The sequence below is a fragment of the Bacillus sp. EB01 genome, assembly GCF_000613125.1.
GTDB lineage: Bacteria > Bacillota > Bacilli > Bacillales > Cytobacillaceae > Bacillus_D.
The window spans coordinates 3,371,996-3,385,056 of record NZ_HG964497.1; the positions used below are offsets into that span (position 1 = coordinate 3,371,996).

Annotated in this window: 9 protein-coding genes; 5 read left to right on the plus strand and 4 right to left on the minus strand. The window is 45.7% G+C overall.

What is annotated here, in order from left to right:
• Positions 1-4: 4 nt before the first annotated feature.
• The 3 genes from TY16_RS15445 to TY16_RS15450 all read right to left on the minus strand — a co-directional run bounded on the left by TY16_RS15445 (position 5) and on the right by TY16_RS15450 (position 3,627).
• Positions 5-2,107, minus strand: a complete 2,103-nt coding sequence (locus tag TY16_RS15445) for a transglycosylase domain-containing protein (RefSeq protein WP_043932746.1) — start codon at positions 2,105-2,107, stop codon at positions 5-7.
• A 275-nt stretch (positions 2,108-2,382) separates the two neighbouring features.
• On the minus strand, positions 2,383-2,535 hold the full coding sequence (locus TY16_RS25785; protein ID WP_081773008.1) for a YpzG family protein: 153 nt from the start codon (positions 2,533-2,535) through the stop codon (positions 2,383-2,385).
• Positions 2,536-2,682: 147 nt separating this feature from the next.
• The gene (locus tag TY16_RS15450; protein WP_043932747.1) at positions 2,683-3,627 is read right to left on the minus strand and encodes an aldo/keto reductase family protein; all 945 of its coding nucleotides are present in this window, start codon (positions 3,625-3,627) and stop codon (positions 2,683-2,685) included.
• A 223-nt stretch (positions 3,628-3,850) separates the two neighbouring features.
• On the opposite strand from TY16_RS15450, the gene ppc reads away from it, so the two are divergent.
• Positions 3,851-6,598 (plus strand): phosphoenolpyruvate carboxylase, encoded by a 2,748-nt coding sequence (ppc, locus tag TY16_RS15455; RefSeq protein ID WP_043932748.1) that lies wholly within the window; start codon positions 3,851-3,853, stop codon positions 6,596-6,598.
• 258 nt (positions 6,599-6,856) lie between these two features.
• Here ppc and TY16_RS15460 read toward each other — a convergent pair whose 3' ends face one another.
• Positions 6,857-7,264, minus strand: coding sequence for a VOC family protein (locus tag TY16_RS15460; protein WP_043932749.1), 408 nt, complete (start codon positions 7,262-7,264; stop codon positions 6,857-6,859).
• 142 nt (positions 7,265-7,406) lie between these two features.
• On the opposite strand from TY16_RS15460, the gene kynU reads away from it, so the two are divergent.
• The 4 genes from kynU to TY16_RS15480 all read left to right on the plus strand — a co-directional run bounded on the left by kynU (position 7,407) and on the right by TY16_RS15480 (position 12,909).
• On the plus strand, positions 7,407-8,678 hold the full coding sequence (gene kynU / locus TY16_RS15465) for a kynureninase (RefSeq protein ID WP_043932750.1): 1,272 nt from the start codon (positions 7,407-7,409) through the stop codon (positions 8,676-8,678).
• Positions 8,675-9,313 (plus strand): arylformamidase, encoded by a 639-nt coding sequence (kynB, locus tag TY16_RS15470; RefSeq protein ID WP_043932751.1) that lies wholly within the window; start codon positions 8,675-8,677, stop codon positions 9,311-9,313. Before kynU ends, kynB begins: the two co-directional genes overlap by 4 nt.
• Positions 9,310-10,155 (plus strand): tryptophan 2,3-dioxygenase, encoded by an 846-nt coding sequence (kynA, locus tag TY16_RS15475; protein ID WP_043932752.1) that lies wholly within the window; start codon positions 9,310-9,312, stop codon positions 10,153-10,155. The genes kynB and kynA overlap by 4 nt, the downstream gene beginning before the upstream one ends.
• Positions 10,156-10,740: 585 nt before the next feature.
• A complete protein-coding gene (locus tag TY16_RS15480; RefSeq protein WP_442853224.1) occupies positions 10,741-12,909 on the plus strand; it encodes a peptidoglycan D,D-transpeptidase FtsI family protein in 2,169 nt (722 codons plus the stop codon).
• The last annotated feature ends 152 nt before the right edge of the window (positions 12,910-13,061 follow it).

Here is a 13,061-nt window from a genome sequence, read left to right on the forward strand (position 1 = left end):
ATTTCTATTGAAGCTCCTTGACTTTATCGGCCAGCCTCCCGAAGCCATCGACGACTGCGTCAACGCCGCGTCCGATTGCTTCTCCCCATTCAGGGGCTTTTTCCTTAATTGTTTCTTCCGCAGTTTCAGCGGTTTTGCTGACTTCTTCTCTAAACTTTTCTGTTTTTTTGAGAAGATCTTCAGTCGATATCAGAGGATCACCTTTTTCTCCAGCAGTATTTATACCGAAAGATTCTTCTGCCAAAAATGGCTTTGCCTCTTTCATTATGGCTCCGAAGAGAGGAGCTGCCCCTTGTGAGGAACTTGTAGTCAAGTAATGTTCACGGTCGGTACGGTCATAACCAAGCCAGATGGCACCGGCCACTTCAGGTGTATAACCTGCAAACCACTGGTCCTTTGTACCATTAATATCGGCATACGGCAGCTGGGTAGAACCAGTTTTTCCAGCGATATCTAGGCCCTGTACACGTGCAGAACGGCCAGTTCCTTTTTCAACCACTCGAAGCAGCATTGAGGTCATCTCACGAGCTGTTCCTCTTGAGGTTACTTTTACTGACTTCTCATCATGGCTGGCAATTTCGTTACCAGTCGGACCGACGATTTTCGTAATAAAATGGCTTTCATTTCGCTCTCCGCCATTCGCAAGTGCAGAATAGGCTGATGCAAGCTGGAGAGGAGAGATGCCATGGTGCATGCCGCCAAGCGCGAGTGCAAGGTTTCTGTCTTCCTTTTGAATTGGAATACCGAATTTCTCCGCTGTTTCCGCACCCCTGGAAACCCCAATTTCGTTCAGAAGCCAAACAGTTGGCACATTGAGCGACTTTTCAACCACTTCATACAGCGGAACCTTGCCTAGAAAGGTTCTAGTAGCATTTTCCGGTTTGTAGTCCCCGAATGTCATCGGTTCATCCATAAGTTCAGAATCTGCCGAGTAGCCTTCCTCCAGAGCGGGGGTGTAGACCGCGAGAGGTTTCATCGTTGAACCTGGCTGTGCTTTCAATTGGGTTGCGCGATTGAAACCGCGGAAAACATGCTCGCCCCGTCCGCCGACAACAGCCAGAACTCCGCCTGTTTTTGGCGAAACTAGAACCGCCCCGCTCTGGACAATCTCGCCTCCGCGCCCGCGCGGGAACAGCCAGTCGCGTTTATAGACATTTTCTAGTGCGGTTTGCAAGTCTGGATTCAATTGAGTATAAATTCGATAGCCTCTTGTTAAAATTTCATCCTGTGTAAGGCCGTATTTTTTGACAGCCTCGTCAAGGACTGCGTCAACATAATAAGGGAACTTCCGTTCAACTGGTGTTCCTCCGCCATCATTTAAGTTAATTTTTTCGGAAACTGCCTGCTTGTGTTCCGCATTCGAAATCTTTTTTAGTTCCTTCATCTTCCCAAGAACAATATTTCGGCGTTCCAAGGCTCGGTCGTAATTCCTGAACGGGTCATAGGCGGAAGGTGCCTTTAGCAGGCCAGCCAATACAGCCCCTTCGCTGATTGTTACTTCGCTAATATCCTTATTGAAGTATTTCTTGGCTGCCGAGCCGATTCCGTAGGCGCCGCTCCCAAAATAAACCTGGTTCAGATACATTTCAAGGATTTCATCTTTTTTATAGGCATCCTCAAGCTCAGCTGCCAGGAAGAGTTCTTCAGCCTTCCTTCTATACGTCTGTTCAGGTGAGAGGAGTGCGTTCTTAGCCAGCTGCTGGGTAATCGTGCTGCCGCCGCCCGTTATTTGGCCTGCGAATAGGTTTCCAAAGAACGCACGCGCTATTCCTTTTATATCAAACCCGTTATGCTGATAAAACCGTTCATCTTCAATCGAAAGAACAGCATCCTTTACATGCTGGGGGATTTCCTCAATTTTAGTACCCCCAACCCGGTTTGCGGTAATTTGCGCCGCTTTCTTCCCATTTCCGTCGTAAATGACGGTCGACTGGCTCAAACCTTCCTTAAGCGATTCAACATTCGCGCGGCTGGCCAGGAAGGCAAAGAACAAAATAGTTAGTAATATTGTTATGAGTCCAATAAGGAGAAGAATCTGTGTTAAATGCTTCCTTTTCCAGAACCGCTTTATCCAATCCCAAATGGCAATCAATTTTTCTTTTATCATAAAAAATCTACCTTCATTCACTAAAGTTGTATAGCAGAAGGATACCAAAACGAGCGAAGAAACACAAAAGTGTGGATAGAAAAGGCGTTAATAACATGCTGGTTTTTTGGTGATCAATCCTTATACAGAAGGGGATGCAGCTGGATTATATACACTATATCAGGGTTAACAACTATTAAGAGAGTTATCGAAATATATAGAACGTTAGCGTGAAGCCTAAAAAAGAAGCGGCACCCCCTGAAGGATGCCGCTCTTTCGTTTCACCTGCCCAGTGATTACCAGCGATGCGCTTTGGCGTTGCTCCGCAGGATAATCTCTGTTTGAGACATGCGCGTTTCTCCGTTAAGCTGCGATTTGGTGTGCTTCCGGCGTGCAGTTGTGTGGTGAAAAAGCCCTGAACGTGGGTCTAGCATGTTCCTGTAGCTCATTCGATTCACCTCGGGTGCAGGATTTGTGAAACGAAGGCATCATCGATAGCCTTTAGGTTATCTTTTGTTAAATGGGTGGAAATTAAACCTTGGTTGTAGGCATGAGCTACTTACTCTAGGGCAACGGCCAATTTTTCAAAAAAAGCATTAGCGTAATATGTCTTCAATTCTAGCTGCGATTTCTGGATCGAGCTTGACGCCGCTGGCTTTGACATTTTCTTCAACTTGCTCGGGGCGGCTTGCTCCAATTAGGGCGCTTGATACACCGGGCTGGCGCAAAACCCAGGCTAGGGCGAGTTGGGACAGTGTTAAATCTTGTTCGTTCGCAACTGACTTTAGCTGATCGACTTTGTTAAGGTTTTCGGAAGTTAATAGGCCGAACAGAGACTCGTATCCCTCCACGGAAGCACGGCTGCCGGGAGGTGCAATTTGTCCGTGCTGGTATTTGCCGGTCAGGACACCCTGAGCAAGCGGGGAAAAGACTACCTGCCCAATGCCGTGTTTTTCGCTTACAGGCAGGATGCTTTCTTCGATATAGCGCTGAAGCATACTGTAGCGTGGCTGGTTGACAACGATTCTGTCAAGAAGCTTTTTATCGGCAAGGTGTACGGCGTCGGTGATTTGCTCGGCTGTCCATTCACTAACGCCGATATAAAGAACCTTTCCCTGGCGCACGAGGTCATCGAGCGCGCGCAACGTTTCCTCAAGCGGTGTTTCAGGGTCGTAGCGGTGGCAGTAATAGAGGTCAACATAGTCGGTGCCGAGCCGCTTAAGGCTTGCATTTGCTTGTTCGGTAATATGCTTCCGGGAGAGGCCTTTGTCGTTTGGGCCTTCGCCCATTTTGCCGAAAACTTTTGTGGCAAGCACATAAGATTCACGCGGGTATTTGCTGAGCGCCTTGCCGACGACGATTTCAGCTTCGCCTTTTATGTATACATTGGCTGTGTCAAAGAAATTAATGCCAAGCTCGTAGGCTTTATCGATTGAGGCTTCAGCCTTTTGGCCCTCAACATAGCCTCCGTATGTGAGCCAGCTGCCGAGCGAGATTTCGCTAACCTTTAAACCGGTTTTCCCTAATCTGCGATACTGCATCGTATTTCCTCCTGAAAATAGATTGGGTTTCGAACTAAATGTACAACATTTCGACTTACAGGGGCAATTTTGGTTAGCATAAAAAGAGGCTTTTACCAGGGGGGATTAAAGGCATAATATTCGGAATGGTAAATTTATTATAAAATACGAAAATATACAGACGGGAAGGTTTCGTGGTATAGTAATAAGAAAATTTATAGAAATGTGTTGGGAAGGTGAGTCAATGGCAACGAATGACAGCATGTTTCCGCTTAGGCGGGATGTGAAAATGCTAGGTAATATCCTGGGGGAAATCCTTACATTCAATGGAGGAGAGGCACTTTTTCAAACGGTTGAAAAACTCAGGTTGATGTGCAAGGACCTCCGTGAAGATTTTGATAAAAGCATATACGATGAACTTAAACAGGAAATCGCAAACCTGGATCCAAACCTTAGGAAACAAGTGATCCGGGCATTTGCGACCTATTTCCATTTAATCAATGCGGCCGAGCAAAACCACCGGATCCGCAGGCGCCGCGAGTATCAGTTAAAAGAGGATGCTGATAAGCAGCCGGGTTCAATTGACCGGGCAATCCTTTCTTTAAAGGAAAATGAGATTAATCCTGAAATCATCCGTAATGTGCTTGCTGAATTGTCGCTTGAACTCGTCATCACAGCGCATCCCACCGAGGCGACGAAGCGCTCTGTGCTTGAACTTCAGAAGCGGATTGCTGATTTGTTAAAAAGTTTCGATAATCCTCTTTTATCAAAAAAAGAACGCACTAAAATCGAAGAGAGCCTTTTTAATGAAGTAGCTGCTCTTTGGCAGACAGATGAACTGCGTGACAGGAAACCGACGGTCATCGATGAAGTGCGGAATGGCCTTTATTACTTTGATCAAACTTTATTTGATGTACTGCCTGATATTCACCAAGAGGTTGAGGAGTGCCTTGTCCACTATTATCCTGGTGAAAAGTGGAAGGTGCCGACATTCCTTAGGTTTGGATCTTGGATTGGCGGCGACCGGGATGGGAATCCTCATGTGACTGCGGAAGTGACATGGGAAACCTTGATACGCCAGCGCAAGCTTGTTTTGAAAAAATATCGGAATGTCCTTGTGGAACTGATGAGACGGTTCAGTCATGCTACATCAAGAGCAGAAATCAGTGATGAAATGATTGAGTCAGTCAAGCGGGACGAGCAGTTATTTTTGCCGGAAGAAAAGCGATGGACTGTGGAAGAGGAACAATACCGCCGCAAATTCGCTGTTATGATTGAGCGCGTAAAGCAGGTAGGGCAAAGTGAGGTCGGTTACAATGGACCTGAGGAACTCCTCGAGGATCTCGAAATCGTCCGCCGTAGTGTATATACCCACCATCCGGCAAACCGCGAACTGAAGATGCTTGAAAAATTAATCCGTCAGGTTAAGCTGTTTGGATTTCATCTTGCGACCCTGGACATCAGGAATCATAGCGGCGAGCACGAGGCCGCAATAACTGAGATTTTGCGCAAGGTCCGGATTGCCGAGGATTATCGAAGCCTGTCAGAGGAGGAAAAGCAGGAAATCCTTTTGAATTTGCTCCAGGACCCAAGGCCGGTGCTCCTTCTTCACGAAGATTATTCACCTGAAACACAGGAAATGATTCGTGTTTTCCAGCTAATCCGTGAAGCTCATCAGGAGTTCGGCAGGCAGTCAATTTCAGTTTATTTAATCAGTATGACAGAGTCTGTCAGCGACCTGCTTGAAGTACTGCTTTTAGCAAAAGAAGCAGGTATTTACAGGCTGCATGCAGATGGGTCGGTTGAATCGGATTTGAATGTAGCACCGCTTCTTGAAACAATTGATGACCTGACAGCAGGACCAAAAATCATGGAAACTCTGTTCAACATACCTTTATATCGGGAGCATTTGAGCAGATTAGGCGACCGCCAGGAAATTATGCTTGGTTACTCAGACGGAAGCAAGGACGGCGGCACCATGACGGCGAACTGGAAGCTGTACAAAGCACAGTTGGAAATTCATGAGATGGCGAAGAAGTACGATGTCGGTCTTAAGTTCTTCCACGGGCGCGGCGGTTCGCTAGGGCGCGGCGGCGGTCCATTGAATCGGAGCCTCTTGTCGCAGCCGGCGGAAACGTTTGGTGATGGCATTAAAATTACAGAGCAGGGTGAAGTTCTTTCATCCCGCTATCTCCTTGAGGATATCGCTTACCGAAGCCTTGAACAGGCAACTTCAACAATGCTGCAGGTGGCTACTCATGTATCGAAAGAGTCTGAACAGGATTTCCGGGACCCGCGTTTTGTCGCGGCAATCGAGGAAATATCCGCGGCATCACTCGCGAAGTACCAGTCACTGGTATTCGAGGATCAAGACTTCCTGACTTATTTTAACCAGGCAACGCCTTTAAATGAGATAGGTGAACTGAATATTGGTTCAAGGCCGATGGCAAGGAAGAATTCGCAGAAATTCGAAAATCTTCGTGCGATTCCGTGGGTATTCGCCTGGACTCAAAGCAGGCAGCTTCTGCCAGGGTGGTATGCTGCAGGCACCGGACTCGAAAGCTTTGCTGAGGCAGGCGAGGAGAATATGGCGCTGCTTCAGGAAATGTACGAAAAGTGGCCATTCTTCCGTTCGACCATCGACAATCTGCAAATGGCGCTGACAAAGGCCGATATCACGACAGCAAGGGAATATGCGGCACTCGTCGATGATAAGGAAGCAGGGGATCGGATTTTCAGGAATATTAAAGACGAATACAAACGGACACGAAGAATTCTGCTTCAAATTTCCGGAGATTCGGAACTGCTTGATCACTCACCAAACATCAAGGCATCTGTACGCAGACGTAATCCTTATATCGACCCGCTTAACTTCCTCCAGGTAGAGCTGATTAAGCTATTGAGAGCGAAGGATCATAATGATGATGAGTTGATGAATGAAATTCTGTTAACTATTAGCGGCATTGCTGCAGGACTTAGGAATACTGGCTGATAATTGGGCTCCCTTCTTTAGAAGGGGGCCTTAATTGTCTTGGACGGTAGTAAGCTGTTACTAGTAGCGGAGTCGCTAAAAATGAATTACATAAAAATAAAACAAGAATACTTGAAATAGATAAGTGCCCATAGAAATCGAGAAAGTGCCCATAGAGATTAAAAAAGTGCGCATAAAAGGCGAGGGATATGCCGGCTATTGGAGAGGTGGACCAAATCAAATCAAAAAGCCCGGCATCAGCCGGACTTTCGATTAAATCTATTCCTGGAAGTTAAGCTCCCATGTAATTCCGAATTCATCGCGGACTTTAGCGTAGGTCGCTCCCCAGAATGTTTTTTGCAGTTCCATGTAGACTGTTCCGTTATCAGAAAGCTTTTCATAGGCATTCCTGATTTCTTCCTCACTTTCAAATTCCAGAACAAGTGAAACATTGCTTCCTATGGTAACTTCATGTCCTGCAGCTGCATCTGAAACCATGATTGTCAGATCACCTTTGCGGAACCGGCCATGAATCAGAAGGTCGTCGGCTCCAGGCGGTGTCGGGTAATCAGCTTCCCCGTATGTTTGCAGACCCTCAAGTTCTCCTCCGAAAACGTTTTGATATTTTTCCAGAGCTGCGCGGGCATTCCCGTTAAAACTAAGATATGGTGTAATCTGCTGCTTCATTTAAACAACCCCTTTCTAGTCATAGAAAATAGTATTCTCCCTTACAAAGTGAAAATCCTCTATTCTTGAAATTTTTGACGGCATGATAAGCAAACCCTATAATTTTATTAAGTGGACTAAATTTTCTGAAAGGTTGGTTTTTGTGGACAATACATATGAATATGCAAAAGAACTTGACCGGAAAGACCCACTTGGCAGGTTCAGGAATGAATTTTATATAAACAAAGGGATGGTTTACTTGGACGGCAATTCTCTGGGGCTTCTTTCGAAAAGGGCAGAGGCATCCTTACTTCAACTTCTGGAATCGTGGAAAACGCTTGGAATTGATGGATGGACTTCCGGGGACAATCCCTGGTATTACCTCGCCGAATCTCTCGGAGCAAAGATGTCTCCGCTAGTTGGAGCAGCTGCCGAAGAAGTGATTGTAACCGGGTCTACCACGGCGAACCTTCACCAGCTTGCTGCAACATTTTACAAACCATCTGGAAAAAGAACAAAGATTCTCGCGGACGAACTCAATTTTCCCAGCGATATTTATGCCCTGCAAAGCCAGCTCCACTTAAAAGGTTTTGACCCGGATGAGCATCTAATACGAGTAAAAAGCCGCGACGGCCATACACTGCGAGAGGAAGACATCATCGGTGCCATGTCGGAGGATATTGCCTTGATTGTTTTGCCTGGTGTGTTGTACAGGAGTGGTCAAGTCCTTGATATCGAACTTTTAACAAAAGAAGCGCACAAACGTGGTATCCCTATCGGTTTCGACCTTTGCCATTCGATTGGGGCGATTCCTCATGAGCTTAGCAGCTGGGATGTCGACTTCGCGTTTTGGTGCACATACAAACATTTAAACGGAGGACCGGGAGCCTCTGGCGGCCTATACGTAAACAGCCGCCATTTCGGAACAGTTCCAGGTCTTGCCGGCTGGTTCAGCTCTAACAAGGAAAAGCAATTCGATATGGAACACACGCTGACTCCAGCGGATGATGCTGGAGCATTTCAGATTGGCACGCCAAACGTTCTCAGCATGGCTCCACTAATCAGTTCTCTGGAAATGTTCAATGAGGCAGGCATGGCAGAAATCCGAAAAAAATCACTGGGATTAACAAACTATCTGATGCGCTTGATAGAAAGTGAATTGAAAAACCATGGATTGATAATACGAAATCCTCTTGATGATTTAACGCGCGGAGGGCATATCTTCCTGGAGCATCCGGAAGCAGCGAGGATTTGCAAGGCACTGAAGGCGGATGGAGTCATCCCGGATTTTCGCTCGCCGAATGGAATCCGGCTTGCACCGGTAGCCCTCTACAATACATTCGAGGACGTCTGGAATACCGTCCAAATTCTAAAAGCAATTATGATCGATGAAAAATACAAGCAGTTCGAAAACAAACGCGGAGTTGTGGCATGAGAAAATGGATCGATATTTCACAACCACTAGATGATACAATTGGCCATTGGCCGGGAGACACGCCATTTAGCTATGAGACTGCTTTTACAAAAGAACAAACAGGTTCTGTCAACATCGGCCGTATCACCACAAGCCTTCACACAGGAACCCATGTTGACGCGCCGTTTCATTTTGATAATAATGGCGCGAAAATCCTCGACCTTGATATTGAGGTGTTTATTGGGGCTGCCCGGGTGATAGACGTTTCTTCTTTTTCCAGGATTGATAGAAATGCTCTAAGTAGTTTCAACCTAGACGGAGTGAAGCGGCTGTTATTGAAAACATCCATCCCGAATAACCCGCGGCTATTTCCTGAAAAGATTCCGGTCATTGAAGCAGACATTGCTGATTATCTTGGTGAAAAGGGCGTCATCTTAATCGGAGTCGATGTCCCGTCCGTTGACCCGCTCGACAGCAAGAACATGGAAACGCACCATGCCCTTCATCAGCATCGTATTCATATTTTGGAAAACATTATGCTTGATAGGGTGGAAGATGGTGAGTATGAGCTGATTGCACTGCCGCTTCCGCTAAAAGATGCCGACGGAAGCCCCGTCCGTGCAGTGCTTAGAAGATTGGAAGGGGGATCTGCATGAGCAACGAAGAAATCCATGCAACGGCGTCCGAGTCAACGATCCATACCGATTTTTCGAAAAATATGACCTACGGTGAATACTTGCAGCTGGATAAAATTCTATCAGCACAAAGTCGCTTGACCGGCCATCATGATGAAATGTTATTTATTATCATCCACCAGGTGAACGAGCTATGGATGAAACTGATTCTCCATGAAGTTCAAGCGGCAATTGTTTCTATAAAAAAAGGCGACCTGGCTTCTGCTCAAAAAAAGCTGGCCCGTGTCTCAAAGACCCAATCACAAATTATTCAGGCCTGGGATGTCCTTTCGACACTGACGCCTTCTGAATATATGGAGTTCCGCGATTCCCTTGGCCAGGCTTCAGGGTTCCAATCATTTCAATACAGAATGCTGGAATTCGCGCTTGGTTACAAAACACCTCACATCCTGAAAATCTATCAAAAGGATTCCGAGTTATTGGAGGTGCTCCAAAAAGCGTACGAAGCTCCCGGGCTCTATGATGTGGCAATCGATGCGCTTCATAGGGCGGGGATACCAGTGGATGAAGAGGTTCTACAACGGGATTTTACAAAGGCATACAAGGAGAACGAGTCTGTCAAAGCTGCTTGGATGATAGTCTACAAAAACCCGAAAGTTTATTGGGAACTATACGAGCTCGCTGAAAAGTTGGTTGATATAGAAGACTGGCTCCAGCAATGGCGCTTCCGCCATATGAAGACGGTTGAAAGAATCATAGGCTTCAAGAAGGGGACCGGCGGCTCATCTGGAGTAGGCTACCTGAAAAAGGTACTCGACCAACGATTCTTTCCGGAGCTATGGGCAATCAGGACGGAGCTTTAAGATAGTGGCGAGAAAGTCATATACTCAATGGTAAAAGATGGATTTCCCTTTCGGAAAATAGTTAATCAAAGAAACAAGGGGGCCAGTTTAGTTGCTGGTTCCCTTGTTTTTTTTATGTTTAAGGAAATTATAGAATTCGCGACTGTGAAAATAACTTTTATTACTGAGCGTATCTACGTCTAGCTCCAGCCCCTACGCGTGCGCAAACTTCAGGCCACCCCCCTACGATAAGTCATGCACGAATGCGCTATCGCTCTTCGTGATTCCTTTATCCCACACTTAAGGCTCAGTAAGTCTCCATTGGAGACAACTGAGCCTAAAGGTCCAATTCGTTCAACTAACCATCAGCAAAAGACGCTAATGGAAGTTTCACTTTATCTCAGTCGAAGTCCCTCCAGTTTGTACGGCGATGACCACTAAGGAAAGCTCCTTAGAATAATCATCGCAGGGACAGGCGTTCTTTGCCTGTCACGAAGGCGCTTGCGCTTTTGTTCCATAAAACACTAGCAATTCTACAAATTCTGAAAAATTGTATGGTAAAAGTAACCTATTGTCGATAAAATGGAAATATATAGATGCTAGGATGTGAAGAGTTTGAAGCAAAAGAAAAAGAAAAAGCGATATGTACCTCTCAGGTTAAACCTGCTGTTCCTAGGTGTATTTGTATTGTTTTCCATGTTGATTGTTCGGCTAGGCATAGTCCAAATAGTATATGGTAATGATTTTAAGAGAGAAGTAGAACGGACTGAGGATGTTACTGTAAAATATCCTGTTCCCAGGGGGAAGATGTATGACCGGAACAAAAATATTATCGTGGATAATACTCCTTTAAATGCAATTATCTATACGAAATACCAGAACACCAAACCAGAAGAAATGCTTGAAACTGCTAGGAAACTGGCAAAACTGATTGATAAAAGGCCAGGAAAAATACCCGAATGGGAATTAATAGATTACTGGCTTCTGAATAACAAGATAGAGGCTAATGCTAAGATAACCAAAAAAGAATGGGATTTATATGATGAAAAGAAATTGAAAGACAAGGATATTTACCGGCTTCAAGTAGAACGGGTGACAAAAGCCGAACTTGAAAGCATCACGAGCGACAAGGCTGAAATGGAAGTGCTCGCTATTTATCGAAAGTTTAAAGCAGGCTATGCACAGTCTCCGCAAATTGTTAAAAGCGGCAGAAACCAGAAAAGCCCTGAAGATGATAATGATGCTGAAATCGTAACCGATAAGGAGTTCGCTGCGGTAAGTGAGAACCTTGAAGATCTTCCCGGAGTAGATACCACGACTGATTGGAAACGCAAGCATGTATTCGGGGACACCCTCAGATCGATTCTCGGTAATGTATCTGATGATGAAAAGGGGCTTCCGAAACAAAGGCTCGACTACTATATGTCGAGGGGATACAGCAGGAACGACAGAGTTGGTACAAGCTATATCGAACAGCAATATGAGGATATCCTCCGCGGCCAGAAGGCTCAGGTCAAAAACGAAACAGATAAAAAAGGGACAATTATTGAGACGAAGCTTGTGTCAGAGGGAAAGCGGGGAAAGGATATTGTCCTAACCATTGATATGGACCTGCAGAGAGTTGTTGAGAAAATAATTGAAGACGAACTATGGGCTGGAAAAAGAAGCGGCAGTTCACCTCTTCTTGATCGGGCGTTTGTTGTCCTTACCAATCCACATACCGGTGAGATCCTGACCATGGCCGGGAAAAAAATCGAACGTAATAAGGATACAGGAAAGTATGAAATGGGCGATTATGCCTTAGGTACCTTTACCACATCCTATAATGTTGGCTCCGCTGTAAAAGGGGCAACCATTTATACAGGCTTTAAAGAGGGCGTCATAAAACCCGGCAGCTCATTTTATGATGCACCTATGCTAATTAAAGGAACGGATGAAAAATCTTCTTGGAGAGCAGGAATTGGCTGGACTGATAATATCAGGGCTCTTGAGCTTTCCTCCAACGTCTATATGTTTCAAGTAGCAATCAAAGTCGGAGGAGGCTATTATGAGCCTAATCAGCCTTTGAGTATAAATTTGGATGGTTTTAATAAAATGAGATCATCATTCGGCCAGTTGGGGCTAGGAACGAGGACAGGCATTGACCTTCCTGGAGAGTCGGCGGGATTCCCGGGTCCATTGGAAGGGGGGAAGCTGCTCGACTTGGCGATTGGCCAGTATGATACGTATACCCCGATGCAGCTGGCGCAATATGTTTCCACGATTGCCAACGGCGGGAAAAGAGTGCAGCTACATATTTTAAAAGAAATACGCGAGCCAGAGTTGGATAATAAAGAACTTGGCCCCTTGATCAAGGAGTTTCAGCCGAAGGTCCTAAACAAACTCGATGGCAGCCAGGTTTGGATTGATCAAATCCATAAAGGGTTCTGGCGCGTCATGCATGGTTCTGAAGGAACAGCAACTCGAACATTTTCCAAAGCAGCATACAATCCAGCTGGAAAAACCGGAACTGCTGAATCTTTTTATGATGGCTTTGAGAGGAAAAACTTCGGGAAAATTCCACCTGCTGTAATGAATCTCAGCCTGGTCAGTTATGCTCCGGCTGATAAACCGGAAGTGGCAATGGCGGTCGTTGTGCCATGGGCTTATTCCGGAAGCCGCGGCCCCGGTTATAATAGCACAATTGGAAAAAAAGTGCTCGATGCGTATTTTGAGCATAAAGAAAAGCGGCAAAAAGAAAACGAGCCAGTTGAAAATAGCGCTACAACCCCTTAAAAGTTGAATGAAAACCATTAAGCAACAGGACCCTAAAAGAGGCCTGTTGCTTTTAGTTTTTTCAAGTCCAAAACGATTGAGAGGCCTCTTGTTTTAAATACTTCTTTTATCATGCTAGTATTTATAGAAGAGAAACTAAACAAGCCATGGAG

Excerpts from the sequence above, each read along its gene's own strand:
- TY16_RS15445 (WP_043932746.1), bottom strand. The coding sequence starts at position 2,107 with ATGATAAAAGAAAAATTGATTGCCATTTGGGATTGGATAAAGCGGTTC.
- TY16_RS25785 (WP_081773008.1), bottom strand. The coding sequence starts at position 2,535 with ATGAGCTACAGGAACATGCTAGACCCACGTTCAGGGCTTTTTCACCAC.
- TY16_RS15450 (WP_043932747.1), bottom strand. The coding sequence starts at position 3,627 with ATGCAGTATCGCAGATTAGGGAAAACCGGTTTAAAGGTTAGCGAAATC.
- ppc (WP_043932748.1), top strand. The coding sequence starts at position 3,851 with ATGGCAACGAATGACAGCATGTTTCCGCTTAGGCGGGATGTGAAAATG.
- TY16_RS15460 (WP_043932749.1), bottom strand. The coding sequence starts at position 7,264 with ATGAAGCAGCAGATTACACCATATCTTAGTTTTAACGGGAATGCCCGC.
- kynB (WP_043932751.1), top strand. The coding sequence starts at position 8,675 with ATGAGAAAATGGATCGATATTTCACAACCACTAGATGATACAATTGGC.
- kynA (WP_043932752.1), top strand. The coding sequence starts at position 9,310 with ATGAGCAACGAAGAAATCCATGCAACGGCGTCCGAGTCAACGATCCAT.